The organism is Enterobacter vonholyi (genome assembly GCF_008364555.1).
GTDB lineage: Bacteria > Pseudomonadota > Gammaproteobacteria > Enterobacterales > Enterobacteriaceae > Enterobacter > Enterobacter vonholyi.
Window position 1 is genome coordinate 44,131 of sequence record NZ_VTUC01000002.1, and the last position, 24,986, is coordinate 69,116.

Consider the following 24,986-nt stretch of genomic DNA (forward strand, 5'->3'; position numbering starts at 1 on the left):
GCGCTCCTTAATCTAACCGCCGTTTGGTTTTCATCCACGTCAAACCGATAAACATCACCGCCGAAGCCATTAAAAACAGCGTGTTGATAATCAGCACTACCGGAATATTCCCCGCCAGGAACAGGCTTTGCAGGGTACTCACGAAATAGCGCGCCGGGATAATGTAGGTCACGGCGCGGATGACGGCAGGCATACTGTCTATCTGGAAGATAAACCCTGAGAGCATGATTGACGGCAGGAAAGCGGCATTCAGCGCTACCTGCGCGGCGTTAAACTGGTTGCGGGTGATGGTGGAGATGAGTAGCCCCATGCCAAGCGTGCTGAGTAAAAACAGGCTGGTGATAAAGAACAGCACGACCAGCGAGCCGCGATACGGCACGCCGAGGATAAAGACTGACACCAGCATACAGAGCAGCATCGCCAGCATGCCGAGGAAGTAGTAGGGAATAAGTTTGCACAGCAGCAGCTCGACGCGCGTCACTTCGGTTGAAAGCAGCGCCTCCATGGTGCCGCGCTCCCACTCGCGGGCGATCACCAGCGAGGTTAGGATCGCGCCAATCACCGTCATGATAATCGTCACCGCGCCCGGAATAATAAAGTGCTGGCTGATGGCGGCGGGGTTAAACCAGTAGCGGGTCTGTACGTCGATCAGCGGTTTAAATTCTTCACCCCGATCTTCCGCCCGCTGCATTTGCCACAGCTGCCAGATCCCCTCCGCGTAGCCCTGCACGAAGTTCGCGGTGTTTGGCTCGCTGCCGTCGGTAATCACCTGGATCGGCGCATCGGTATTTGCCCGCGCCATGTTGGCGGCAAAATCCACCGGAATGACGATCAGACCGCGAATCTTCCCGGCCTGCATCTTCTGGATCAGTTCCTGACGATTGTCGCTGATGGTGGCGTCAATGTAGGGCGAACCGGTCATGGCGTGGGTAAAGTCCAGCGCCTCTTTGCTCTGCTGCTCCAGCAAAATCCCGACCCGCAGCTTGCTGGAATCCAGGTTAATGCCGTAGCCAAAGATAAACAGCAGCAGCAGGGGGATCACTACCGCAATCAGCCAACTGCTGGGGTCACGCACGATCTGCCGCGTCTCTTTAACGCACAGCGCGCGCACCCTGCGCCAGGAAATGGCCTTACTGCGCATGGGCATTCTCCTTATCCCAGTCGTGGATGAGGGTGATAAACGCCTGCTCCATGGTCGGGTCCGGTACCTCATCGTCGGCGGCCTGGTTTTTCAGGTCGTCCGGCGTGCCGTGGGCAATCAGCTTGCCGCGATACACCAGCCCGATGCGGTCGCAGTACTCCGCCTCGTCCATGAAGTGGGTGGTCACCATCACGGTCACGCCTTTTTCCACCATGCTGTTGATATGCAGCCAGAACTCGCGGCGGGTAATGGGATCAACGCCAGACGTGGGTTCATCCAGAAACAGAATATCCGGCTCGTGCATCAGCGAGCAGGCCAGCGCCAGCCGCTGCTTAAAGCCGAGCGGCAGCTCGTCGGTGGCGTGTGAAGCAATGTTCGTTAACCCGAAGGCATCGCTCATGCGGCGGATTTTGTCGTTCTGCGCCCGCCCGCGCAGGCCATACACGCCGGAGAAAAAGCGCAGATTCTGCTCGACCGTCAGGTTGCCATACAGGGAGAATTTCTGCGCCATGTAGCCCAGGTGCTGGCGCGCCTTGCCGGAGCTGACCTTCAGGTCCATGTCCAGCACCAGCGCCTTGCCGGACGTCGGCACCAGCAGGCCGCACATCATCTTAAATGTGGTCGATTTTCCCGCACCGTTCGGCCCGAGCAGACCAAAAATCTCGCCGCGCTTCACGGCAAAATTCACGTTATCGGTGGCGGCGAAATCCCCGAACTTTTTGGTGAGGGATTTGGCTTCGATCACCGTTTCGCCCGGCGTGCCTTCCACCGTGTGCAGAATCGCCCCAAGCGGCGATTCTGACGTGCCCGCGCCGCCCAGCAGGTCGATAAACGCGTCCTCAAAGCGCGGCGCGGTCTCTTCCATCTCTATCGTCGGCATGCCGGGCGCATGGCGAATATCGTCGATTGTGGCCTCTTTTTTGAGGATCACCCGTACCGAGCGGCCCTGAATCATCCCGTCGCTGACCTGCGGCAGTTTGAGCACCCGCTGCAGCAGCCTGCGGTTGGACTCCTGCGGGCTGTGCAGCAGGAAGCTGCGCCCGGCCATGCTCTGCGTCAGCGTCGTAGGCTCGCCCTGATAAAGCAGTTCACCTTCGTTCATCAGCAGCACGTCACGGCACTGCTCCGCTTCGTCGAGGTAGGAGGTGCTCCAGAGGATCAGCATCCCGTCACCCGCCAGCTCGTGCACCATCTGCCACAGTTCTCGTCGCGAAATCGGGTCCACGCCGACGCCGGGTTCATCCAGCAGCAGCACCTTTGGCTCGCCGACCAGCGTGCAGGCAAGCCCCAGCTTCTGCTTCATCCCACCGGAGAGCTTGCCCGCCAGCCGGTCGGTGAACGGGCCGAGGGAGGTAAACTCCAGCAGGCGGGCGAAGGTTTTCTCCCGGGTTTCGCCGGTGACGCTGCGCAGGTCGGCGTACAGGTTCAGGTTTTCCATCACCGTCAGATCTTCATACAGGCCAAACTTCTGCGGCATATAGCCGAGCATGGCGTGGAGCGCGCCGTCATCTTTTATCGGGTCAAGGCCCAGCACGCTGGCCGAGCCTTCATCCGGCTTCAGCAGTCCTGCCAGCATTCGCATCAGCGTGGTTTTCCCCGCGCCGTCCGGGCCGACCAGCCCGGTCACATAGCCCTTCTGGATAGTGCAGTTCAGCGGCGCGACGGCCGGTTTGTCCATTCCCGCGAAGCGTTTAACCAGATTGTTGAGCTGAATAACCGCGTCATTCATGTCGTTCCCCGTTGTCTACTTTTACGGTGACGGGCATGCCCTGGCGCAGCGCGTCGTCCGCATCGGTCACGATGATGCGCAGGCGATACACCAGGTCGGTACGCAGGTCCGGTGTTTCAACGGTTTTCGGCGTGAATTCAGCGGTAGGGGAGACAAAGCCCACTTTGCCGTGATACGGCTTGTCCGGGCGACCGTCGGTATAGAGCAGCAGCTCGCGGCCCGGCTGCATCTGGCCGAGATTGGGTTCATCAATGTAGGCGCGCACCCAGACCGGGCGAGTCAGAGAGAGCGTTAAGACGGTGCTGCCCGCGCTGAGCATGCTGCCCGGCTCCACGGCGCGGGTCATCAGCGTACCGTCAGACGGTGCGATTAAGGTGGTGTCGTGCAGATCGAGCTCTGCCTGCGCTAGCTGCGCCTGCGCCTGTTCAAGGCTGGCTTTCGCCTGGGCGATATCCTGCGGGCGGTTACCGGTGTGGTACTGGCTTAACTTATCCTGCGCGGATTTTAGCGTTGCCTGCGCCTGGTCGCGGGACGAGCGCGCATTTTCCAGATCGTTGGCGGAAATGGTGCGGCTTTTCCACAGCCCCTGCTGGCGCGCGTAGAAGTTCTGCGCGTAGTCATAGGCGGCTTGCGCCTGCTTAACGGCGGCGGCGGCCTGGGCAATCTCTTCGTCGCGATAGCCTGCCAGCATCAGGTCATACTGTGCCTGGGCGACGGACACGCCTGCTTTGGCCTGCAGCAGCGCATTCTCATAGGGCGCTTTGTCCAGCATCCCCAGCATCTGCCCGCTTTTAATGGCATCGCCTTCGTCCACGTTCAGCGAGGCGAGACGACCGCCTACGCGGAAGCTCATGTTCACCGTGCGAATATCCACGTTACCGTACAGCGTCAGGCCTTTATCCTGATGGCCTTGATACCACAGCCATCCACCGACGCCTGCGGCAAGCAAAACAACGACCACCAGAATGATGGCGACAGGTTTTTTCATGACTTCAGGCTCCTTTGCGTTAAGCCTTGCAGGATCAGATCGAGATGACAGGCGATGACCTGGCTAATCTGCGCGGCTTTATCCTCATCAAATTGTGTCCAGCCGGTGCGTAACAGGATGGTTTCCCTGCCCAGACGGAAGGCCAGAATTTCACCCAGCAGGGCGTGGGTATGCAAAATTGTCTCGGTATCACTGGCGTCCCGCCCGGTATAGGCGGCGATCAGCCGGGTCAGGTGGGTATGCATCGGAGCAATGACCCGATCGTGTACCCGCTGGTAGGCGGCAGTGGGGGAGAGCTGCTCGCGGGAGATAAACTTGCTCAGGTTGAGCGTATCGTCGTGCGTCAGCAGGCGGATCATGTTGTGGCAGGCTTTGAGGATCAGCTGGCGGATGGCCTCACGATCGGGCGAGGGCTGGCCGAGCAGCGCGGTGGCTTCCTCTACGTGCGGGTGAAACTGCGTGCCGATAAAATCGGCAATCCACTCGGCGCAGGCGAGATATAAATCTTCTTTTGAGCCAAAATAGTAGGTAATAGCCGCAATGTTCTGCCCGGCCAGCGCCGCGATATCGCGCGTGGTTGCATGCAGGCCGTACTCACCAAACTGCGCCAGCGCGGCGGCGATAAGCTGGTTTTTGGCCTGTTCACCTTTGGTTGTTGTGGGTGTCGTATTCATGGCGGCATTAAGAATTAATCAATCGATTGATTAAGATTATGCCTGATTCCCGCTAACGTCGAGGGAATGCGGAGGGATATTTTATGCGCCACGTCACAAAAGCTGCTACACTCCGCTCCTTCGCGACATTGTGGTTTTTGTCCTCTCAATTGTTATATCTCCCTGAAAACTACACCTGTGATGGTCGGGGCGGTTCGGAGTTTTTATGTCTTTTGATTCCCTTGGCCTGAACCCGGAAATTCTGCGCGCGATCGCAGAGCAGGGCTACGTTGAGCCAACCCCAATCCAGCAGCAGGCGATCCCCGCCGTTCTTCAGGGACGTGACCTGATGGCCAGCGCCCAGACCGGCACCGGTAAAACCGCGGGCTTTACCCTGCCGCTGTTAGAGCTGCTGGTAAAAAACCAGCCGCACGCCAAAGGCCGTCGTCCGGTTCGTGCCCTGATCCTCACCCCAACCCGCGAGCTGGCCGCGCAGATTGGCGAGAACGTGCGTGACTATAGCCGCTATCTCAACATTCGCTCGCTGGTGGTTTTCGGTGGCGTCAGCATCAACCCGCAGATGATGAAGCTGCGCGGCGGCGTGGACGTGCTCATAGCAACGCCGGGCCGTCTGCTTGATCTCGAACACCAGAACGCGGTGAAGCTCGATAGCATTGAAATTCTGGTGCTGGACGAAGCCGACCGCATGCTCGACATGGGCTTCATCCATGATATTCGTCGCGTGCTGGCCAAGCTGCCTGCGCGTCGTCAGAACCTGCTCTTCTCCGCCACCTTCTCCGACGAGATCAAGGCGCTGGCGGAAAAGCTGCTGCATAACCCGCTGGAAGTGGAAGTGGCGCGCCGCAACACCGCCTCCGAGCAGGTGACGCAGCACGTTCACTTTGTGGATAAAAAGCGCAAGCGGGAACTGCTCTCCCAGATGATAGGCCAGGGTAACTGGCAGCAGGTGCTGGTCTTTACCCGCACCAAGCACGGTGCCAACCACCTGGCTGAACAGCTGAACAAAGACGGCATCCGCAGTGCGGCGATCCACGGTAACAAGAGCCAGGGCGCGCGTACCCGTGCGCTGGCGGACTTCAAGTCCGGCGACATCCGCGTGCTGGTGGCCACCGACATCGCTGCCCGTGGCCTCGACATTGAAGAGCTGCCGCACGTGGTGAACTACGAGCTGCCAAACGTGCCGGAAGATTACGTGCACCGTATCGGCCGTACCGGCCGTGCGGCGGCCACCGGTGAAGCGCTCTCTCTGGTTTGCGTGGACGAGCACAAGCTGCTGCGTGACATCGAACGCCTGCTGAAGAAAGAGATCCCGCGCATCGAAACCCCGGGCTATGAAGTGGACCCGTCAATCAAAGCCGAGCCGATTCAGAACGGTCGTCAGGGCGGTCGCGGTCAGGGCGGCGGCGGTCGCGGCCAGCAGCCGCGTCGTGCCGAAGGTGGCGCGCCGAAGTTATCCGGCAAACCGCCGCGTCGTAGCAACGACGGCAAACCGGCCGGCGAAAACCCTTGGCGCAGCGGCGAAGGCAAGCCGGCAGGGGAAGGGCAGCGTCGACGCCGCCCGCGCAAGCCTGCTAACCCGCAGTAATATGGAAGCCCGGTCGTAAAGCCGGGCTTTTCTTTTTGCGGCAGAGAAGAGAAAGTGCCACAATAGTGGCTGTTTATACAGTGTTTCAGGTTTTCCGATGGCTTTAACCGCTGCGCTGAAAGCGCAAATTGGCGCATGGTATAAGGCGCTACAACAGCAGATCCCCGACTTTATCCCCCGAGCGCCACAGCGGCAGATGATTGCTGACGTGGCAAAAACGCTCGCCGGGGACGACGGGCGACATCTGGCGATTGAAGCCCCGACCGGCGTCGGGAAAACCCTGTCGTATCTCATTCCCGGCATCGCCATCGCGCGGGAGGAGGACAAAACGCTGGTGGTCAGCACCGCCAACGTGGCCTTGCAGGACCAGATCTTTAGTAAAGATTTACCGCTGCTGCGCAAAATCATCCCCGACCTGCGGTTTACGGCCGCCTTCGGCCGTGGGCGCTACGTCTGCCCGCGTAATCTGGCAGGGCTTGCCAGCAGCGAGGCGTCGCAACAGGATTTGTTGGCGTTCCTCGACGACGATCTCACGCCAAACAACAAAGCCGAGCAGGAGCTCTGCGCAACGCTTAAAGGCGATCTTGATGGCTATAAGTGGGACGGCCTGCGCGATCACACCGATAAAGCCATCAGCGACGATCTGTGGCGCAGGCTGAGCACCGACAAAGCCAGCTGTCTGAACCGCAACTGTCACTACTACCGCGAATGCCCGTTCTTCGTCGCGCGGCGCGAAATTCAGGAAGCCGAAGTGGTGGTGGCTAACCACGCCCTGGTGATGGCGGCGCTGGAGAGCGAAGCGGTGCTGCCGGAGCCGAAAAACCTGCTGCTGGTGCTCGACGAAGGACACCATCTGCCCGACGTGGCGCGCGACGCGCTGGAGATGAGCGCGGAAATTACCGCGCCCTGGTTCCGCCTGCAGCTGGATCTCTTCTGCAAGCTTGTCGCCACCTGCATGGAGCAGTTCCGCCCGAAAACCACGCCGCCGCTGGCGGTACCGGAGCGTCTGAGCGACCACTGTGAAGAGGTTTACAGCCTTATCTCGTCTCTGAACAACATCCTGAATCTTTATCTTCCGGCAACCCAGGAGGCCGAACACCGTTTTGCCATGGGCGAACTGCCGGACGAGGTGATGGAGATCTGCCAGCAGCTGGCGAAGCATCTGGAAAAGCTGCGCGGGCTGGCGGAGATGTTCTTAAACGATCTCAGCGAGAAAACCGGCACCCATGACGTTGTTCGCCTGCACCGTATCCTTCTGCAAATGAACCGTGCGCTGGGGATGTTCGAAGCGCAGAGCAAGCTCTGGCGGCTGGCCTCGATGGCGCAGGCATCGGGCGCGCCGGTCACCAAATGGGCCACCCGTGAAGTGCGGGACGGCCAGGTGCATCTCTTTTTCCACTGCGTGGGCATCCGCGTGGCCGATCAGCTGGAAAAACTCATCTGGCGCAGCGTGCCGCATGTGGTGGTGACCTCCGCCACGCTGCGCTCCCTGAACAGCTTCTCGCGGCTGCAGGAGATGAGCGGCCTGAAAGAGAAAGCGGGCGATCGTTTTGTCGCGCTGGATTCGCCGTTTAACCACTGCGAGCAGGGTAAGCTGGTGATCCCGCGCATGAAATTCGAGCCGCTCATCGACAATGAAGAGCAGCACATTGCGGAAATGGCGGCCTACTTCCGCGAACAGGTTGAGAGCAGGAAATACCCTGGCATGCTGGTGCTGTTTGCCAGCGGACGCGCGATGCAGTGCTTCCTGGAGCACGTCACCGATCTGCGTTTATTGCTGCTGGTCCAGGGCGATCAGCCGCGCTACCGGCTGGTGGAAACGCACCGCAAACGCATTGATAACGGCGAGCGCAGCGTGCTGGTGGGATTACAGTCCTTCGCGGAAGGTCTGGATTTGAAGGGCGATTACCTGACGCAGGTGCATATCCATAAAATCGCCTTCCCGCCTATCGACAGCCCGGTGGTGATCACCGAAGGGGAGTGGCTGAAAAGCCTCAACCGCTATCCGTTTGAGGTGCAGAGTTTACCTGCGGCATCGTTTAACCTGATTCAGCAGGTCGGTCGCTTGATTCGTAGCCACGGCTGCTGGGGGGAGGTGGTGATTTATGACAAACGTCTGCTCACCAAAAATTACGGCCAACGGCTACTGAACGCTCTGCCGATCTTCCCGATCGAGCAGCCGGAGGTGCCCGAGATAAAAAAACGCCCGGCAAAACCAGCCGCCGGGCGCAAGAAAAGCATCCGTGCTAAGGGGCGCAGTCCTACTGGTAAATGAAGGTTACCTGTACCACGCTGCTGAACGTTCCTGCCGTGACCGGCAATGAGGTGGCGTAATAGCGAGCGGCCAGCGGGAAATCCGCCGTGTGATTGTTCTGGTTGATCAGCACGCTGAAGCTGGCGTCCGGGGCAAGCGAGATCTGATCCTGCGGGTCGGCAAGCTCCAGCGCCAGTCCTTTCGCGGTTCCGGTGCTGGCGAATTTAGTCGGATGAAGGCTGTCTGGCTGACCGTGAAAGGTGGCCGTGGCCAGCACGGAAGTGGTTGGGCATTTTGACAGGGTTAAGTCGAATGATTTCCATTGTCCGGTATCGCCCACATCCTTAAAATCGCCGGTATTCGCGTTGCCCAGATTGACCGTCAGGTTCTGGCTGGCGCTGTCCACCTGGCAGGCGTTGGCGTAAATGTTTCCGCGAACATCGAGTTGAATTTCTTCCGCCAGGCTCTGGCTGGCCACTCCAAGCAGTAAAAGGGTTATTATCGTTTTCATTTGTAGGCTACCGTAATGGTTGCGACGGCATTCGCCGTTCCGGGCGTCACCTCCGAACTGGTTTGTTCGTAAGAGACGCTGAAGGGATATTGCGACTGGACATTGGCATAGGCGGTAAAGGTATTCATATATTGCCCGAAAACAGGTATCTGACCGTTAAAGAGCATTTTCACCCCCACGCCGGTGGCGACGCCGCTTTCCGGCGTTAATTTGATCACGCCGGGAAAATTCGTTTCATAGCCATTGGCACTGGTGATCATCATTTCCGGCTGTACATCCCGATCGCAGAGCATGCCGATATTGAATACCGACTGTGAGACCAGGGTTCCCGGACCGGTAAAACGGCTCACCGGAAAATCACCCAGCGTTACGGTCAGGGATTTAGGTGACACCGAACAGGTCACTGCTTTTACCTGAACATTACCTGAGTAAGAGAGGGTATTAGGGTCACCCAGGGCCTCATTGCGTCCAACTTCAAGGTTGAATTGCGTATTGCTCATCGTCAGTGCGCCTGAAGCCACGGTTTCGCTGGTTTTTACCAGTTCCAGCATCACGTCAAAGCTAAAGGGGATGGTAGAGTCGCTGTTTATCGTACCGGAGACCTGGCCTACGGGCACGTTCGCCGAACAAATCTGGTCCGCCGCGCCAGTCACGCGCTGTCCTTTATCATTTCTTAGCGAGATGCCGATACCAGCAACGCCTGTTTCATAGACGCCAGGGAGCCCGGGGATCTCTTTGCCGAAGCCGTTGTAGCACGCGATGATTGGCTGACCCGCATCTGGCGCGTAGTAACAGTTTCCCGATATTTGCACGGTGCGTTCAGTTCCCGGAATGGTCGAACCTACGGGCAGGCTGGTGGAGACTGAAACCGACGTTAATGATAGTAGCGCGGGCAGGCTCGGCGATTGGCAAGAAGCTTTCGCGTGCGGCATAAAGAGTGCCGCCGTCGCCAGAACTAAAAGTAAGAAAAATGATTTTGCTATCTGCATCATGATCGGTCCGGTGTTAATCAGTGACACTGCGCCGCAGCGTTAATAATGTTGGTGTTATCCTTCTCTTGCATCAGGGCGTAATCGGCGACGCAATGCTCGCTCCGCTCCTTACCCCAGGAAACGAAAAGGCGTCCGTGCTGCGGCAGTCCGGTGAGATACACCAGTCCATCGTTACCGACGATAAATTCACTGCTCTTATCTTCCGTGGTGACCGTTGCGCCGAAGGGCAGCGGTTTGTCTTTCCAGGCCAGCGTCATTAAGACGCGGTTGCCCACGCGAGTATCGAAGCTGGCGCGAACTATCGCGCCGCGTGTTGGCGTAACCGTCTGCGAGGCGTGCGTCACGTCGGCATCTTCTGGCAGTGTCTCCGTGTCCAGCGAAATTGGGGTGTGATGCCACGGAGTGACAAACGGCACCAGCGTATAGCCGCGATAGTCCGTTTCCACGCCCGTCTGGTTGGCAACGTGTGTGCCATGCGTGCCCGGCGCTTTAATCAGCACCACGGTTTCTCCCAGGGTCTGACCGAAGGTGATGCCGTCAGAGTGGGCGACAATGCCGCCCTGGATCCCGGCGTTCACGGTGTGCTGATGGCTGTCCTGGCTTACGCCGCCGTGCACTTCACCGTAGGTGCCTTTGTAATCCGCATTCATACTGGTGGCGGTGTTGTTATTGGCGCTGTCCAGCCCCTGCTGAACGTTCCAGCTCAGCTTGTCTCCCTCCAGCGCGGTACCATTCAGGCCCAGGTTGTGGGTGGTGCCGTCTTTACTGTTGTTCAGGCTGTAGTTTGCCCAGGTGTTAGGCAGCCAGCGGTCGAGTGGAACCGACACGTTGAGGCCGATTTGTCGGTCATAGCTGATGGATTTACCGTCCTCGTCCGTGTCGTTGCTGTTTTTATTGACGCTGTAGCTCAGGCTATAGCTCACGCCGTGCCAGCTGTTGTTGTAGTTAACACTCAGGGAGGTCATATCCTGACTCTGGCTCCAGTAACGCTCTTTCACCAGGCTTAGCGTCACCGAACCCCACTTGTCGCCCAGGGTCTGGTCGATGGTGGCCTCCGCCCGCGAGCGGCGCTGCTGTGGAGCGGACCAGTCGTTTGCACTGGTCCAGGACTCCATGGTGTCCTGCAGGGTATAAAAACCTTTGCTGTTGTAGCGATAACCCGCCAGCGAAAAGTTAGTGCCGGTCTCGGTAAAATTTTTGCTGTAGCGCAGGCGAAGGGATTGCCCTTTGCTGGTTTTGCGCTTTTTCAGTAACGCTTTGGCGCGGGTAACGTCGACGGAGAACGCTCCGAGATCGCCAAAGTTTTTCCCTGCGCCGAGCGCGGCGGAGTGGTAATGCGAACTCTGTTGCGTACCGCCGTAAACGGTGACGCCGTGTGACAGGCCATAGATGGCGCTTCCCTGGGCGAAAGGGGTCTTTTCAACCTCTTTATCGTATGAACGGTAGCGCCCCGCAGCGACGCTGTACTTCAGGTGTTTTTCCCGCTGCAGCACCGGCACGGAGGCAAACGGCACCACGAAATGACTCTCGCTACCGTCGGTCTCTTTTACCGTGACGTTCAGATCGCCGCTGCTGCCGGTAGGGTAGAGATCGTTAATCTCAAACGCGCCTGGGGCGACGGTGTTTTGGTAGATAACGTAGCCATTCTGGCGAACCACCACCTGGGCGTTACTGTGCGCCGTACCGCGTACCACCGGGGCATACCCGCGCTCGCTGTCCGGCAGCATGTCGCTTTCGGTAGCCAGCTGTGCGCCAGTGTAAGAGACACTGTCGAAAACGTCGGCCTGGGTGCTGCTCTGTCCCACGGTCAGCTCGCTCTTCAGCCCCACGATATCGCGCTGGGCATAGGTATAGACCGTGTTCAGCTTGCCGTCGTCCTGACCGCCATCCGAATTGTGGTTCCAGGTGCTGTAATTACGCACGCGCCAGGCACCAATGTTAAAACCGGGGCGCAGGTTAATAAACTGGCTGCTGTTGTCCGCTTCCCCTTGCTGGCGAGCGCGGCTTTGGCTGGCGTTAACGCTATAGTTCAGGATGCCCGCGGTGATCCCTTCGTCATACTCTTTCGGATCGATGTAGCCGCGAGGCACCTGGCCCAGAGCTGACTGGGGAATACTCAGCAGTAGTTGCTGGTTTTTGATGCGGAAAGTTGCCGAGGCCGAAGGAATGGCGCTGAGGTCCGCGCATTCCCCTTTTGCCGCCAGCTTTGGATAATCTTTGGTTTTGATGCCCAGACGCGTTAATTCATCCAGACTCAGGCAAGGCTGCAGGGAATCATCTCCCTGGGCATCTTTTTGTAATGTAAAAAGGACGTCACGTGTGTCGATTTTATTGTTATTGACGAACACCGTGACCTGATATTTACCTGGCGCCTGACCGGGACCTTTTTCATAAACAGAGAGATCGGTCTTTGCCTGTTCTGGATTATCAATATCCAGCAGGGCAGGGTTAAAATAATCATCAGCGTGGGCCTGCAGCGCGCAGCATGTCACCGCTATTCCAAAAAAAGTGGGCAGCATTTCACGCAGTCGACGTAATAGCGGCTTATTTGTGCTGTACATGATTATTCAGGCGTCAACAGAGTATTAACGAACGGATGCAGACCAGGTTTTACTGATGCTTCCGTAATCGGTAATGACCGACCAGCTTACGGTGTTACCGCTCATATTTGTCGGAAGAGCAAAGCGGGTAGAGGTATTTGGCACAGCCCAGGTCGCTTTTGCTACTTTTTGGCCGTTCAGCGTAACGCTCTGGAAATTCATATAGAAAGGCGTGGGGTTGTTTACCACCAGATCATTGCCTTCGCGGTGCCATTCCAGTTTGTCAGCAACTTCTTCGGGTTTTCCTTTAATCGATGCAGGGCGATACAGCAATTTAATTCGGGTGTTAATGGCTATTTGTAATGTATTAATGCCCTCTTCATGGCTTGAAGAAGGAATGGCTTTAATATTTAACCAGTACAACGACTCGCGGTCTTCTGGCATATTTCCGCCGGTACGAACCACACGCAACACGTTATCTTCTTTAGCGTTCAGACGGAACAGCGGTGGAGTAATCAGAAATGGCGCTTTACCGCCTTTTTTCAAACCGGTATCCACCCAGGACTGTACCAGATAGTTAATCTCATCCGGATTGGAAATCCCAATCGAAGACTCTTTTTTCTCTCCCTGATAAACCAGTCGAGTGCCATTAATAATCACACCTGCATGGGCTGTTACTGCGGTCAGTAAAAGTGCGCTTAATAAATAACTGTGTCGCATAAATCTGTCTCAATGAAAGAGGAAATATTAGCCTTCGCATGAAGAAGAATATCTCCTCATTGATCGTATCAGTTATAAATAACTGTAAAAGTAGAGGCTGAGTTAGCCTGGCCAGCAGTGATCGATGCCTGAGTCTGAATATAACGCGCGCCAAACTCCAGATTATTTACCGTCGTTCCAGCAGCTAAAGGATACTGCTTTGAAGGCGTATATAAACTGACAGGCTGTTCGGAAGAATCAACCAGCTGAATCGCCACGCCAGTTGCAGTCGTCGCACCCGGGGTCAAAGACAGCGTGGTGTTATTGTCCGCATCTGGCGTACCACCGAAATTAATGGCTGCAGACGTGACCGTTTCCGGGCAGTCTTTTAACTGAATATCAAATTTCGTTAAGGTGCTGGTAGAGCCTACACCAGTAAATGTTGTTTTGGATACTTTGCCCAGCGCAACATTCAGCGGACTGCTTAAGCCGTTAACGACCTGACAGGCGGAATCGATAATTTCACCTGTGAAGTTAATTTGCCCTTCACCGGTGGATGCTGCGAACGAAGATGCAGAGCATCCCAGCGCGGCAATAATGAATAAACCTAAAGTGACTTTTTTCATATTTAAACCTGTATATTTCTCCTTTCGACTTCTGCATCACGCATTATTCGAAGTTATGTCTCAACTACTCACCGCTGGTTATTTAATCAGAAAACTCGGGCTGGGAAAGGTCCCGCGCGGCTTCCAAATAATTCAATTAATTCTTGCAAAATAAATTTCCTCAACAAAACAATTAATTATAAAATTCAGCAGGGCGGCCAAAAAAACTAACGGCGGAGTCATTATCAGGGCTATATTGTTGATAACCTGCTGTAAGGAGAAATGTCGTGGATTATCGTAAAATTATCAAAGAGGTAGGGCGTGGGAAGCACCATGCCCGCGACCTGGACCATGAAACTGCTCGCGCGCTTTACACCCGTATGCTTAACGGCGAGGTTCCGGAGCTTGAGTTGGGCGGTATCCTTATTGCGCTGCGTATTAAAGGCGAAGGTGAAGCGGAGATGCATGGCTTCTATGAAGCCATGCAGGCACAAACGCTGCGCTTAACGCCGCCGGTGGCAAAACCTATGCCGATCGTGATCCCGAGCTACAACGGTGCGCGCAAGCAGGCAAATTTAACTCCGCTGCTCGCTATCTTATTACACAAGCTGGGATTCCCGGTGGTGGTGCACGGCGTAAGCGAAGATCCCACCCGCGTGCTGACGGAGACCATTTTCGGGATGTTGGGGATTGAACCAACGCGTCATGCCGGTCAGGCACAGGCTAAGCTGGATGGCCATCAGCCTGTTTATATCCCGGTCGGCACGCTCTGCCCGCCGCTGGAGAAGCAACTCGATATGCGCTGGCGCATGGGCGTGCGCAACAGCGCGCACACCCTGGCAAAACTGGCCACGCCGTTTGGTGAAGATGCCGCCCTGCGTCTCTCCAGCGTCTCGCACCCGGAATACGTGGCGCGAGTGGGGCAATTCTTTGAGGCAATTGGCGCAAGGGCGCTGTTGATGCACGGCACGGAAGGCGAGGTTTATGCGAACCCGCAGCGCTGCCCGCAGGTCATGCTGATTGATTCTTCAGGTACGCGCGCCATTCTTGAGCGTGGGGAAGAGAATACCGGCGTGATATTGCCTGAGGCAAAAGATCCCCATACTACAGCCCACTGGATTGAGCAGTGCCTCGCCGGAAATGTTCCTGTTCCGCATTCGATTAAGCTGCAAATGGCCTGCTGTTTGCTGGCAACCGGCGAAGTGGAATCTGTCCAGGCCGGGCTTGAACGTGTGGCGCAGGCGTTTTAGACAAAAAAAAGCCCGTCCAGTGGCGGACGGGCAAGCAAGGGTAACAACAACAGGGTCAATGAGGGTGGAGCAGCTCACCAGAGGGTATGGCGAGGGGACAGCATTCATTCAGTCGATTACTTGTAGATAACTGCGGTACCGCTCAGCTTGTTATTACCGTTAGCGGAAGTAATGGTGTATCCACTTGCACCAGCAGCAGCAGCTTTTTCAGCCAGTTTGGCTTCCAGGCCGTCCAGCGTGGTGGCGCCATCAGCACTGACCACACCGACTTTATTCATGTTCTGTGCCTGACTAGAAGAGACAGGCTCGACAGCGAAAGCGCCGAAAGACAGAGCGGACAGGGCAACAGCAGCTACAGCATATTTGATGGTTTTCATAATTAATCTCTCGCAGGTGTTTCTGTTAAGGGGACGATGTTCCGTCGATGTGATAAGTATCACGGTTTTTCTCGTGAGATAAAATCGAAGAGAATTGACGTGGTTGCTCAAAAAAATTGAATGACAAATAACTTATTGAATATTAATAAAATCAAATCACCGCTTTACACTTCTTGCGGATACGCTTTACAGAAGTGAAATGAAGGGCACATTTTGCTACGCGGTTCGCTAAAAATCGTGAGCGTAAAGCTAAGGGCCTGCGCGGTTAGCTTAGGTAAAGGAAAGTCAACGTAGCTGGCTGTCTTTCGAACCTCTGCGATTATATCCCGAGTGCGATGAGTTTTTCGAATTTTTATGCTGCTGGCAGGTAATACAAAGCCTTACGCCGGGAATGGCTTTTCGGCGCGCTTTCGGAATGGGGTCTCCGCATTCTTCACATTCAGTTAGGCTTTCGCCGCGCGGAATTTCACCGCGGGCACGCGCAACCGCATCTTCAATAGTACTGTTGATCTGTTCGTTAACAGCGTCGTCATTTGCCCAGCCGGAAGCCATAGCGCCCTCCTGAAATCGGTTTAAGCTATACGTTCACTATGGGGTTAAAAAATGAACAATCAAGGTGAAGGGAGAAGAGAACTGCACCCGTTGGGCAGATGCAGTCTTGTGGAAGAGAAAGATTATTTATAGATGGTCGCGGTGCCGTACATATGGTTGTCACCGCCAGCGGAGTTCACCACGAATCCTTTTGCACCCTCCTGGCGGGCTTTTTCAGCAAGTTTAGCCTGTAGATCGTCAAGGTTACTGGCGCGGCTAACCGAAACGGTGCCCGCAGGACGAAGCTGGCTGGTGTCGGTACTCTGGGTCAGCGACTGAACGGCCATGGCAGAAAATGACGCGGTCGTCAGGGCGGCTGCGATAACAGCAAGGGTCAGGTACTTTTTCATAATCACATCCTCATGAGGAAACAACAGGTGATTCCCCTTAAGTTTAGAAGCCTGACGAGTGTGACTTAGCGCAAATATTTGATGATGATCTGCTTATTTTTTGAACGATATAAGTTGACAATTCGCTGACGGATCATAGACATAAAGGTGCTTGATTTATGGCGAGTTTCTAAGCGCCGCAGAGAAAGATTTACCGTTGAGCCAGCACAGGGTATCTTACGCCGCTGTTTAAAGGAGAATGCCATGACTGCCCAAAAGCCGGGATTACACCCGCGAAATCGCCACCGCAGCCGCTACGACATGAACGCGTTATGCCTGAGCTGCCCGCCGCTGCAGGACTACCTAGTTCAGACCCCAGCGGGTGAGCCCTCGGTCAACTTTGCTGACCCGCAGGCGGTGAAAATGCTGAACAAAGCCCTGCTGGCGCATTTTTACGGTGTGGCGAACTGGGATATTCCGGAAGGCTTTCTCTGTCCACCCGTACCGGGCCGGGCTGATTACATTCACCACCTTGCCGACCTTCTTGCCGAAGGTAATGAGGGTGTTGTTCCACAGCAGGCCACTATTCTGGATATTGGCACCGGGGCAAACCTGATTTACCCGCTGATTGGCGCGCATGAATACCAGTGGCGCTTTACCGGAAGTGAAATCGGTGACGAGGCCTTTGCCAGCGCCCAGGCGATTATCAACGCTAACCCGGGATTAAGCCGCGCCATTCGCCTGCGTCGACAGAAAGATACGGCTTCGATCTTCAACGGCATTATTCACAAAAACGAAAGCTATGACGCCACGATGTGCAATCCACCTTTCCATGATTCGGCGGCATCGGCCCGCGCGGGCAGCGAGCGCAAGCGCCGCAACCTGGGTCAGGCTGAGGATGCCGCGCTGAATTTCGGTGGTCAGCAGCAGGAGCTCTGGTGTGAAGGGGGCGAAGTGGCGTTCATCCTGCGCATGATTGCGGAAAGCAAACAGTTTGGCCGTCAGGTTAAGTGGTTCACGACGCTGGTATCCCGCGGAGATAACCTGCCGCCACTTTACCGCGCCCTGACCGAGGCGGGCGCCGTAAAAGTGGTGAAAAAAGAGATGGCGCAGGGCCAGAAGCAAAGCCGCTTTATCGCCTGGTCGTTTATGGACAATAACAAACGTCGCAAATAGTACTCCGTCGTAGGCCGGGTAAGGCGAAGCCGCCACCCGGCAACCAGGCTACAGCGTCGGCTCCTGCGGAGGGAGCGGCGATGCGGGCGGCGGCAATACCTGATACGTCTGCACGGGCATCCGCACGTTCGCCAGATCGAAGTGTTTTTTCACCATGCTGTCGAGGGCAAAGCGCACCGTCCACTGCTTCAGCGGCTGGGTGGTGAACGACACGCGCAGGGTAAACGCCGTGTTCGTCAGCCCGACAATGCCGGCAAATGACGGCTCGCCAATCACCAGTCCGCGAATATCCTCCATCTGCATCAGCTCTTCTACCGCATCGCGCAGCGCCTGCTTCGCTTTATCGGCATCCTCATGACGATCCACATCGTAGTTCGCCACCACGGAGCCAATGCCGCGCACAAAGTTGGCGAAGGTGGTTATCGAGGACCAGGGAATGATGTGGTACGCCCCGGTGTCCTGGCGCACGCCAACTGAACGGATGGACATCCTCTCAACGGTGCCGGTTAACGGCCCTATGGTTACCAGATCGCCCGTGTTCATCCCGTTCTCAAACTGGATAAAGATGCCGGTAATAATATCCTTCACCAGCGTTTGCGACCCGAAGGAGATCGCCAGGCCCAGGGCACCGGCACCGGCCAGCAGCGGGGCGATATTCACCCCGATTTCCGACAGCACAATCATGATGGTGATGGTACTGATAATGACCGCCAGCGCGTTACGGAACAACGTTAACAGCGTTCTTGCCCGCGCGCTGGGCAGGGGACGGCCGTGAATATCCGACACCAGACGGTTCTCGATAAGGCTCGCCAGCAGCGTCCAGCCGACGGCAGAGAAGAACAAAATCAACGCGATGCGAATCAGGATGTCGACCGTTTTCTCACCCGCACCGTTGTGCAGCCAGTTCCAGAAATCAAACAGGCTCCAGGCATTCAGGAGCAGCATGATCGCCACGCAGACGGTGAGGATGCGCGCCACCTTCAGCGATACCGACATCCAGCCGTTTACCCGTTTTTGCAGTTCCGGGTAATTACGCTGTACCTGCGGCGACAGGGTGATGGTTTTCGAAATCCAGCGCGACAGCAGCCCCGACACAAACGCCGCGATCCCGATAATGGCCAGGCTTTTGAACGTCGCCCCCATCATAAATTTCAGGCTATTGCCTGGGTCGAACAGCGAGAAGAAGCACAATACGATGAAGTAGGCGCTTGCCAGCCAGTGCCACACCAGGGCGAAAGCGCGGATAAAGAGGCTAAAGAACGAAAGGGAGCGATCGGCCAGATTCAGCAGGCTTTGGGTAATGTTTTTTTTATTGTGGAAGATAAGATACAGCGACCAGAAGGTAATGCAGATCATGATAATGACGTTTGCCAGCGCGCCAAACTGGACGTTTACCTGGTTGGAGATGATCGGCACGGCAACCAGCAGACCGTAGCCAATCAGCCCGCTGAGCACGCTCAGACGCAGCGCCCAGTACCTGGCGCTCGCATCGCGAATTGAGAAGGGACGTAGCTCCGGTACGTGCGGACAAAAGAGTAACCGCAGCAGCGCCTTAAAGAACTCGATCAGGGCAAAGGCATTCAGGAAAAGCGACTGCTGAAATGCGATGGTTTTATTGCCCGCGTTCAGCCTGTCGGCGAGCATCTGGCCTAAAAACAGCGTCAAGGCCAGCAGCAGTAAATCGATGATAAACGCTGAGGCGATCATCAGCGGCAGGTGCAGCCAGCTGCTTTTATGCTGATTCTTCCTTCGTCCCCATTGTCCCATTTTGCGGTACAGCGGCCACGCGCACAGGCGCACCAGCCAGTAAAAAAGAAATACCGCACCGGCCAGCATCAGGAACTGCGCGGCTGCGGCGGTAAACGTGTGTGGATTAAACGGCTTATGCGGTGATCCAATCAGGTTGCGGTAGAGCTGAGCAAAGCGCGAGGAGAGGGCTTCCCCATAGTGGCGGCTTACGTCGGTGACATTTTCCAGCACCGTTTTTTGCTCCTCCACCTGGGGAGGGGTGATGACAGGCACCGGCTCCTGCGGCGGCGTGGCGGCCACTTTCCTCAGCTGGCTGATGAGTTCCTGCCGGGAGGTGTCGTTTTCGAGGACGTCGGCGAGGGCGCTGTAGGCGGCTTTTTTCTGTTCGACATCCGGTTCCGGCGGGGGAGTATTTTGCTGGCTGGCGGTTGTTCCGGTGGTCACGCCGGGGATCGCGACGGCGAACGATGGCGCACTAAACAGGCTAATCAACAGCAACAGGATCCACGGCACGGCGTCCTCCGGTGAAAATGTCGAACAAAATGATAAGTATAGAAGTCGAGGCGAGGTGGGGGATTTTTGGGAACAATCTGGCGTAAAAAAGCCGGGCATGCCCGGCTTACGTGTAAAGCGAGAGATCAGGATACGTGCTGCAGGAACTCCTGCAAACGCTGACTCGGCGGGTTCGCAATCAATTCCTGCGGGTTACCGTCTTCCGCTATACGGCCTTTATCAATAAAGATCAGGCGGGACGCCACTTTCTCAGCGAAGCCGATTTCGTGGGTCACGATCACCATCGTCATCCCTTCTTCCGCCAGATCCTGCATGACTTTCAGCACCTCGTGGCGCAGCTCCGGATCGAGTGCGGACGTAGGCTCATCAAACAGCATCAGTTTCGGTTTGACCGCCAGGGCGCGGGCAATCGCCACGCGCTGCTGTTGACCACCGGACAGCTCGGAAGGGTAGTGGTGCGCACGTTCAGCCAGACCGACTTTCGCCAGCAGGTCTTTTGCCAGCGCTTCCGCTGCCGCTTTGTTGGCACCGCGCACGCGCAGTGGGCCAAACATCACATTTTCCAGCGCCGTCAGGTGCGGGAACAGGTAGAACTGCTGGAACACCATGCCCGCTTCCTGACGAATCAGACGGTCATCCACTTTCGGGTCGTTCACCTTCAGGCCGTCGACGATCAGATCGCCGCTGGTGATCTCTTCCAGCTTGTTGATGCAGCGGAGCAGGGTGGATTTACCGGAGCCGGATGGCCCAATAATCACCACCACTTCACCCTGTTTAATGTTCAGATCGATATTGTGCAGCACCTGGGTTGGGCCAAAGTGCTTGGAAACGTTTTTAAATTCAATCACAGGATTTTCATCCTTCTTTCAAGACGACGCAGAACGAAGCTCAGAACCAGAGTAATGATCAGGTAGACAACGGCTACCGCACTCCAGATTTCCAGCGCGCGGAAGTTGCCAGCAATGATCTCCTGACCCTGACGGGTCAGCTCGGCCACGCCGATAACAATGAACAGCGACGTGTCTTTAATGCTAATGATCCACTGGTTGCCGAGCGGTGGCAGCATGCGACGCAGCGCCAGCGGCAGAATAACGTGGCGGATCGTTTCGCGACGTGAAAGGCCTAATGCCAGACCGGCTTCACTGAAACCTTTATGAATCGACAGCACCGCACCGCGGGTGATTTCCGCAATATAGGCACCTGAGTTGATCATAATGGTGACGACGGCTGCGCTGAACGGGTCGATGCGCAGGTCGGTGAATGCCATTGGCAGGGCGAAGTAGATGAACATGACCTGCACGACAATAGGGGTGCCGCGGATCACTTCGATGAAAACCAGTGCGATGTGGTTTGCGATCCAGCCGCCGTAGGTGCGAGCGAAACCGGCGACAAGACCGATAATCAACCCACCAACCAGACCCAGGACCGAAATCCACAGAGTCATTTTAGCGCCTTCAAGCAAGATAGGAATGGCAGGCCAGATGGCGCTCCAGTCAAACTGCATGATAATTTCCTGTTACTGTTACCGTGTTTCAAAAATAGCAGGGGCGAAAGGTCGCCCCCGAGTGAACGTCATTTTTACGTCTTATTATTTAGGCTCGGTACCGAACCATTTTTTGTAGATTTCGTTATAGGTGCCGTTCTCTTTCAGCGTTTTCAACGCGCCGTTAACTTTCGAGCGCAGATCGTCGCTGCCTTTCGGGAACGCGATACCGTATTGCTGTGCTTCCAGAGACTCGCCAACGGCTTTGAACTTACCGTTACCGGCTGTTTTGATGAAATACAGGATGTTAGGCGTGTCGTGCAGAACAGCGTCAGCACGGTTGGTGCCGAGTTCCATGTACGCGTTGTCGATGTTCGGGAACTGGCGCAGGTCTTTGGTTTTGATATTTGCTTTCGCGTAATCAACAGAGCCGGTGCCGCTCTTCACCGCAACCACTTTGCCGTCGAGATCTTTCACGCTTTTTACGTCGTTATTATCGGCTTTGACCATGACCAGCAGGCCGCTTTTGTAGTAGCCGTCAGAGAAGTCGATCGCTTTTTTACGTTCATCGGTAATGGTGATACCTGCCAGCGCCAGATCAACGTTCTTGGTTTGCAGTGCCGGGATAATGCCGCTGAAGTCCATAGGCTTCAGGGTGTAATCCAGTTTGAGTTCTTTTGCGATAGCGGCCCACAGATCCACATCAAAACCAACGTATTTATCACCCTGTTTGAATTCAAACGGAACGAACGCCGTGTCGGTCGCCACAACCAGTTTGTCGGCAGCCTGAGAGGACACTGCAAAAGCCAAGGTAAGTGCAGCCAGTGAAACTTTTAATACAGACTTCATAGCATTTCCTTTTATATCCACGGGGCGATCCCCTGCGAGAACAGCTGGCACAATGAAAAAATCGTGCCAACTTTACAAGCTATTGTTTTGCAAAGGGGATAATGTCATGCATTGCACAATTAATGGGGCAATGAGGTTTTATTGCACCAAAGTGGAGCACTGTTTTGGTGCGCTTCGTTTGGCTCAACTGACGGGGAGATATTTAGCGCAAATTCTGACGAAAAAACAATCTTCCGTTAACGGTTGTGTGAGGTGATTATTACATTTTTTTCACTTTTGCACTGTCTCAGGCAAAAAACGTGCACCATAGATGTGCAAAACCCTCACCGGAAGGCGAGGGTTGGATAGAAATTTCGTATGAATTATTCGATGTTAGATTCGATGAACCACAGGAATTGATCCAGGTCGCGGGATGCGGCGGTAAAGATATCTGCAGTATCTTCATCTTTAGCTTCGCCAATCGCTTTGCGCACATCGTTTGCCACAATCGCGTAGCGGTCCGCCAGCTCTTTCAGGTGATCCTGAACGGTATGGATATCGAGCGGATAACTCTTCAGAGGCGTTTTGCTGTTGATCACCTGCGTGGTGCCCAGCGCCACGCCGCCTAGCTGAACGGCACGCTCAGCCATCGTATCGAGGTGGGTAACCAGTGCTGTGCGGAAGCCATCCAGCATTTCATGAACGGCAATAAAGTTTGCACCGCGCATATTCCAGTGGGCCTGTTTGGTGATCAGCGAAAGATCGATGAACTGGATCACCTGGCGATTCAGCAACTCAATGGTCGCTTTTTTGTCGCTGTCCGGTACATCGTTACGGGTATAAAGCAGATTAGACGCTTTCGTTTTCACCAGTTTAGCGGTACTCATAATCTCATATCCTCTTGATGTTTATGTCCCAGGTAATTACGAAACTAAGTATAGCACCGGATTTTTTCTCTGCGGTTTGGCTGTGCCTATCGGTTTAATAGCGAGAAGTGGGTTGAGAATTTAACTTATTGAAATTAATGAGTAATTTTTAAATTTATACAGATCAATCTTAATTGCTGGATGGGGACACAAACGTAGAGGGATATTTCGAAAATAGAGCATAGTGTGTAAGAAATTATAACGTCTGTCTTTCTGGCCTTTATTCTGCATGGCGTGGAAGCCATGCAGAATATATGGCCTTAGCTGATATCCACCTTTTCAACTTTAGGTTCCGGGCGCATAGTGAGCGTAGAGCCCATTGAAGCCGCGATAATCGAGCAGAGCGCCAGCGTCTGGGTCAACGTGAGGGTTTCGCCGAGAAACACCATCCCGGAAATGGCAGCAAGAGCAGGCTCCATGCTCATCAGGGTGCCAAATATGCGTGTCGGCAGACGCGTAAGGGCAATCATCTCCAGAGAATAGGGGAGTGCGGTAGAGAGAATCGCGACTGCCAGTCCGATGGGCATGACGGACCATTGCCAGATAGATTCCGTCGCCTGCGCCATGCCGATGGGCACAAATACGATGGCCGCAATCAGAGAACCCAACGCCACCGTTGCCGGACCGTGCTCTTCGCCTGCACGCTGCCCCGTGAGAATATAGACAGCCCAGCAGGCGCCTGCACCCAGCGCCAGCGCGGCGCCCGTCAGATCGATCTCAGCGACACTCTGGCCCAGGGGAAGCAGGAACCATAAGCCCAGAACGGCTAGCACGACCCAGATAAAATCGACCGGACGTCGCGAGGAGAAAAGCGCCACCGCCAGCGGACCGGTAAACTCCAGCGCGACGGCGATCCCCAGTGGTATCGTCTGAATAGAGAGGTAGAACAGATAGTTCATTGCTCCCAGGGAGAGTCCATAAAACAGCAGGGGTAAACGCTGCTCCTTTTTGAAACGCAAACGCCAGGGTTTGAAAATGAACACCAGTATCGCCGTTCCCAGCACAATGCGCAGGGCGGTCACCCCTGGCGCACCGACCAGAGGAAAAAGTGATTTTGCAAGCGAAGCACCGCTTTGAATGGACAACATGGCAATGAGTATCACTGCGACCGGCAACCAGACCGACGATGTGCGGGATAACCCAGGCATCCTTTCTCCTGTCAGCTTATGTCAAATGAGGTAAAGGTTGCAGTGTAAAGGAAATATGCGGCAACGGTTGAGGCGCTGTTGAAAAAAAACCACGTGAAATCCGTAAAATGGTTAAGCGCTGGTGGATTTATCGCCTGTCAGATTAGGAATAATCTGGATGAATGTAACGGCGCAGACGCGCACTATGCGCATTAAGTAGTGAAAATTTCATGTGATTTGAAAGAGATAGCTTAGGCTGGAAACGTTCTGTTACAGGAAAGGTTTCATTAGACATCACGAATCACAAAGAGTTTCGCAAATTTTTTTGATATATTTAAAACTTACGGACTTACTTGAAGCACATTTGAGGTGGTTATGAAAAAAATTGCATGTCTTTCAGCACTGGCCGCTGTACTGGCTGTTTCCGCAGGTACCGCTGTAGCTGCTACTTCTACTGTTACTGGTGGTTACGCTCAGAGCGACTATCAGGGCGTGATGAACAAAGCTAACGGCTTCAACCTGAAGTATCGCTACGAGCAGGATAACAACCCACTGGGCGTGATCGGTTCTTTCACCTACACCGAGAAAGATCGTTCTGAAAACGGCGCATACAACAAAGGCCAGTACTACGGTATCACCGCTGGTCCAGCTTACCGTCTGAATGACTGGGCGAGCATCTACGGTGTTGTAGGTGTTGGCTACGGTAAATTCCAGCAGACTGAAAACCAGAGCGAAAGCCGCACTGCAAGCAACAGCGACTACGGCTTCTCCTATGGCGCAGGCCTGCAGTTCAACCCAATCCAGGACGTTGCTCTGGACTTCTCCTATGAGCAGAGCCGTATCCGCAACGTTGACGTTGGCACCTGGATCGCGGGCGTAGGTTACCGCTTCTAATCACTTCGGTGATTAAATAAAAAAT

General features: G+C 55.2%; 23 protein-coding genes. 5 read left to right on the forward strand and 18 right to left on the reverse strand.

The window, feature by feature from the left end:
* Nucleotides 1-7: 7 nt before the first annotated feature.
* From F0319_RS02490 to cecR, 4 genes are read right to left on the reverse strand one after another with little or no spacing between them, the layout of a single operon-like run.
* Nucleotides 8-1,141, reverse strand: a complete 1,134-nt coding sequence (locus F0319_RS02490; RefSeq protein WP_149366200.1) for an ABC transporter permease — start codon at nucleotides 1,139-1,141, stop codon at nucleotides 8-10.
* On the reverse strand, nucleotides 1,131-2,870 hold the full coding sequence (locus F0319_RS02495; RefSeq protein ID WP_149366201.1) for an ATP-binding cassette domain-containing protein: 1,740 nt from the start codon (nucleotides 2,868-2,870) through the stop codon (nucleotides 1,131-1,133). Before F0319_RS02495 ends, F0319_RS02490 begins: the two co-directional genes overlap by 11 nt.
* Nucleotides 2,863-3,858 (reverse strand): secretion protein HlyD, encoded by a 996-nt coding sequence (gene hlyD / locus F0319_RS02500; protein WP_149366202.1) that lies wholly within the window; start codon nucleotides 3,856-3,858, stop codon nucleotides 2,863-2,865. Before hlyD ends, F0319_RS02495 begins: the two co-directional genes overlap by 8 nt.
* On the reverse strand, nucleotides 3,855-4,532 hold the full coding sequence (gene cecR / locus F0319_RS02505) for a transcriptional regulator CecR (RefSeq protein WP_149366203.1): 678 nt from the start codon (nucleotides 4,530-4,532) through the stop codon (nucleotides 3,855-3,857). The genes hlyD and cecR overlap by 4 nt, the downstream gene beginning before the upstream one ends.
* Before the next feature lie 205 nt (nucleotides 4,533-4,737).
* Between cecR and rhlE the strand changes: the two genes are divergently transcribed.
* Nucleotides 4,738-6,117, forward strand: a complete 1,380-nt coding sequence (gene rhlE, locus F0319_RS02510; protein WP_149366204.1) for an ATP-dependent RNA helicase RhlE — start codon at nucleotides 4,738-4,740, stop codon at nucleotides 6,115-6,117.
* 97 nt (nucleotides 6,118-6,214) lie between these two features.
* Nucleotides 6,215-8,392 (forward strand): ATP-dependent DNA helicase DinG, encoded by a 2,178-nt coding sequence (gene dinG, locus F0319_RS02515; RefSeq protein ID WP_149366205.1) that lies wholly within the window; start codon nucleotides 6,215-6,217, stop codon nucleotides 8,390-8,392.
* Here dinG and F0319_RS02520 read toward each other — a convergent pair.
* The 5 genes from F0319_RS02520 to F0319_RS02540 all read right to left on the reverse strand — a co-directional run bounded on the left by F0319_RS02520 (nucleotide 8,379) and on the right by F0319_RS02540 (nucleotide 13,739).
* Nucleotides 8,379-8,882: a fimbrial protein gene (locus tag F0319_RS02520; RefSeq protein ID WP_149366206.1), complete on the reverse strand. Its 504-nt coding sequence runs from the start codon at nucleotides 8,880-8,882 to the stop codon at nucleotides 8,379-8,381. The two genes, dinG and F0319_RS02520, sit on opposite strands and share 14 nt — an antisense overlap.
* Nucleotides 8,879-9,871, reverse strand: a complete 993-nt coding sequence (locus F0319_RS02525; protein ID WP_149366354.1) for a fimbrial protein — start codon at nucleotides 9,869-9,871, stop codon at nucleotides 8,879-8,881. Before F0319_RS02525 ends, F0319_RS02520 begins: the two co-directional genes overlap by 4 nt.
* 20 nt (nucleotides 9,872-9,891) lie before the next feature.
* Nucleotides 9,892-12,435, reverse strand: coding sequence for a fimbria/pilus outer membrane usher protein (locus F0319_RS02530; RefSeq protein WP_149366207.1), 2,544 nt, complete (start codon nucleotides 12,433-12,435; stop codon nucleotides 9,892-9,894).
* Nucleotides 12,436-12,459: 24 nt separating this feature from the next.
* A complete protein-coding gene (locus F0319_RS02535) occupies nucleotides 12,460-13,134 on the reverse strand; it encodes a fimbrial biogenesis chaperone (protein WP_149366208.1) in 675 nt (224 codons plus the stop codon).
* Nucleotides 13,135-13,202: 68 nt separating this feature from the next.
* Nucleotides 13,203-13,739, reverse strand: coding sequence for a fimbrial protein (locus F0319_RS02540; protein WP_149366209.1), 537 nt, complete (start codon nucleotides 13,737-13,739; stop codon nucleotides 13,203-13,205).
* Nucleotides 13,740-14,005: 266 nt separating this feature from the next.
* Between F0319_RS02540 and ybiB the strand changes: the two genes are divergently transcribed.
* On the forward strand, nucleotides 14,006-14,968 hold the full coding sequence (ybiB, locus tag F0319_RS02545) for a DNA-binding protein YbiB (protein WP_111963835.1): 963 nt from the start codon (nucleotides 14,006-14,008) through the stop codon (nucleotides 14,966-14,968).
* 116 nt (nucleotides 14,969-15,084) lie between these two features.
* Here ybiB and ybiJ read toward each other — a convergent pair whose 3' ends face one another.
* The 3 genes from ybiJ to mcbA form a co-directional block, all read right to left on the reverse strand.
* Nucleotides 15,085-15,345 (reverse strand): DUF1471 family protein YbiJ, encoded by a 261-nt coding sequence (gene ybiJ / locus F0319_RS02550; protein WP_149366210.1) that lies wholly within the window; start codon nucleotides 15,343-15,345, stop codon nucleotides 15,085-15,087.
* A 285-nt stretch (nucleotides 15,346-15,630) separates the two neighbouring features.
* On the reverse strand, nucleotides 15,631-15,897 hold the full coding sequence (locus F0319_RS02555; RefSeq protein WP_149366211.1) for a DksA/TraR family C4-type zinc finger protein: 267 nt from the start codon (nucleotides 15,895-15,897) through the stop codon (nucleotides 15,631-15,633).
* A gap of 122 nt (nucleotides 15,898-16,019) precedes the next feature.
* Nucleotides 16,020-16,286: a DUF1471 family periplasmic protein McbA gene (gene mcbA / locus F0319_RS02560; RefSeq protein ID WP_111963837.1), complete on the reverse strand. Its 267-nt coding sequence runs from the start codon at nucleotides 16,284-16,286 to the stop codon at nucleotides 16,020-16,022.
* Between the two features lie 243 nt (nucleotides 16,287-16,529).
* On the opposite strand from mcbA, the gene rlmF reads away from it, so the two are divergent.
* The gene (gene rlmF / locus F0319_RS02565; protein WP_181574018.1) at nucleotides 16,530-17,441 is read left to right on the forward strand and encodes a 23S rRNA (adenine(1618)-N(6))-methyltransferase RlmF; all 912 of its coding nucleotides are present in this window, start codon (nucleotides 16,530-16,532) and stop codon (nucleotides 17,439-17,441) included.
* 48 nt (nucleotides 17,442-17,489) lie between these two features.
* Here the strand turns inward: rlmF and ybiO are convergent, their stop codons facing one another.
* The 6 genes from ybiO to rhtA all read right to left on the reverse strand — a co-directional run bounded on the left by ybiO (nucleotide 17,490) and on the right by rhtA (nucleotide 24,088).
* Nucleotides 17,490-19,703 (reverse strand): mechanosensitive channel protein, encoded by a 2,214-nt coding sequence (ybiO, locus tag F0319_RS02570; protein ID WP_149366212.1) that lies wholly within the window; start codon nucleotides 19,701-19,703, stop codon nucleotides 17,490-17,492.
* Nucleotides 19,704-19,828: 125 nt separating this feature from the next.
* Nucleotides 19,829-20,551: a glutamine ABC transporter ATP-binding protein GlnQ gene (glnQ, locus tag F0319_RS02575; protein WP_111963840.1), complete on the reverse strand. Its 723-nt coding sequence runs from the start codon at nucleotides 20,549-20,551 to the stop codon at nucleotides 19,829-19,831.
* A complete protein-coding gene (gene glnP / locus F0319_RS02580) occupies nucleotides 20,548-21,207 on the reverse strand; it encodes a glutamine ABC transporter permease GlnP (RefSeq protein ID WP_014169254.1) in 660 nt (219 codons plus the stop codon). Before glnP ends, glnQ begins: the two co-directional genes overlap by 4 nt.
* Nucleotides 21,208-21,291: 84 nt before the next feature.
* On the reverse strand, nucleotides 21,292-22,035 hold the full coding sequence (gene glnH / locus F0319_RS02585) for a glutamine ABC transporter substrate-binding protein GlnH (protein ID WP_133294043.1): 744 nt from the start codon (nucleotides 22,033-22,035) through the stop codon (nucleotides 21,292-21,294).
* A 362-nt stretch (nucleotides 22,036-22,397) separates the two neighbouring features.
* Entirely contained in the window at nucleotides 22,398-22,901 is a 504-nt protein-coding gene (gene dps / locus F0319_RS02595) for a DNA starvation/stationary phase protection protein Dps (protein WP_063408106.1), read from the reverse strand.
* A 299-nt stretch (nucleotides 22,902-23,200) separates the two neighbouring features.
* The gene (gene rhtA, locus F0319_RS02600) at nucleotides 23,201-24,088 is read right to left on the reverse strand and encodes a threonine/homoserine exporter RhtA (protein WP_111963841.1); all 888 of its coding nucleotides are present in this window, start codon (nucleotides 24,086-24,088) and stop codon (nucleotides 23,201-23,203) included.
* A gap of 354 nt (nucleotides 24,089-24,442) precedes the next feature.
* Between rhtA and ompX the strand changes: the two genes are divergently transcribed.
* Complete coding sequence (gene ompX / locus F0319_RS02605) at nucleotides 24,443-24,961, forward strand: outer membrane protein OmpX (protein ID WP_023310884.1); 519 nt, start codon at nucleotides 24,443-24,445, stop codon at nucleotides 24,959-24,961.
* Nucleotides 24,962-24,986: the final 25 nt, after the last annotated feature.

What these genes read in the sequence shown, in the direction of transcription:
- hlyD (WP_149366202.1), bottom strand. Translation starts at nt 3,858, where the DNA reads ATGAAAAAACCTGTCGCCATCATTCTGGTGGTCGTTGTTTTGCTTGCC.
- cecR (WP_149366203.1), bottom strand. Translation starts at nt 4,532, where the DNA reads ATGAATACGACACCCACAACAACCAAAGGTGAACAGGCCAAAAACCAG.
- F0319_RS02495 (WP_149366201.1), bottom strand. Translation starts at nt 2,870, where the DNA reads ATGAATGACGCGGTTATTCAGCTCAACAATCTGGTTAAACGCTTCGCG.
- F0319_RS02525 (WP_149366354.1), bottom strand. Translation starts at nt 9,871, where the DNA reads ATGCAGATAGCAAAATCATTTTTCTTACTTTTAGTTCTGGCGACGGCG.
- rhtA (WP_111963841.1), bottom strand. Translation starts at nt 24,088, where the DNA reads ATGCCTGGGTTATCCCGCACATCGTCGGTCTGGTTGCCGGTCGCAGTG.
- dps (WP_063408106.1), bottom strand. Translation starts at nt 22,901, where the DNA reads ATGAGTACCGCTAAACTGGTGAAAACGAAAGCGTCTAATCTGCTTTAT.
- rhlE (WP_149366204.1), top strand. Translation starts at nt 4,738, where the DNA reads ATGTCTTTTGATTCCCTTGGCCTGAACCCGGAAATTCTGCGCGCGATC.
- dinG (WP_149366205.1), top strand. Translation starts at nt 6,215, where the DNA reads ATGGCTTTAACCGCTGCGCTGAAAGCGCAAATTGGCGCATGGTATAAG.
- F0319_RS02520 (WP_149366206.1), bottom strand. Translation starts at nt 8,882, where the DNA reads ATGAAAACGATAATAACCCTTTTACTGCTTGGAGTGGCCAGCCAGAGC.
- glnH (WP_133294043.1), bottom strand. Translation starts at nt 22,035, where the DNA reads ATGAAGTCTGTATTAAAAGTTTCACTGGCTGCACTTACCTTGGCTTTT.
- ompX (WP_023310884.1), top strand. Translation starts at nt 24,443, where the DNA reads ATGAAAAAAATTGCATGTCTTTCAGCACTGGCCGCTGTACTGGCTGTT.
- F0319_RS02535 (WP_149366208.1), bottom strand. Translation starts at nt 13,134, where the DNA reads ATGCGACACAGTTATTTATTAAGCGCACTTTTACTGACCGCAGTAACA.
- F0319_RS02540 (WP_149366209.1), bottom strand. Translation starts at nt 13,739, where the DNA reads ATGAAAAAAGTCACTTTAGGTTTATTCATTATTGCCGCGCTGGGATGC.
- F0319_RS02555 (WP_149366211.1), bottom strand. Translation starts at nt 15,897, where the DNA reads ATGGCTTCCGGCTGGGCAAATGACGACGCTGTTAACGAACAGATCAAC.
- rlmF (WP_181574018.1), top strand. Translation starts at nt 16,530, where the DNA reads ATGACTGCCCAAAAGCCGGGATTACACCCGCGAAATCGCCACCGCAGC.
- F0319_RS02490 (WP_149366200.1), bottom strand. Translation starts at nt 1,141, where the DNA reads ATGCGCAGTAAGGCCATTTCCTGGCGCAGGGTGCGCGCGCTGTGCGTT.
- mcbA (WP_111963837.1), bottom strand. Translation starts at nt 16,286, where the DNA reads ATGAAAAAGTACCTGACCCTTGCTGTTATCGCAGCCGCCCTGACGACC.
- glnP (WP_014169254.1), bottom strand. Translation starts at nt 21,207, where the DNA reads ATGCAGTTTGACTGGAGCGCCATCTGGCCTGCCATTCCTATCTTGCTT.
- F0319_RS02530 (WP_149366207.1), bottom strand. Translation starts at nt 12,435, where the DNA reads ATGTACAGCACAAATAAGCCGCTATTACGTCGACTGCGTGAAATGCTG.
- ybiJ (WP_149366210.1), bottom strand. Translation starts at nt 15,345, where the DNA reads ATGAAAACCATCAAATATGCTGTAGCTGCTGTTGCCCTGTCCGCTCTG.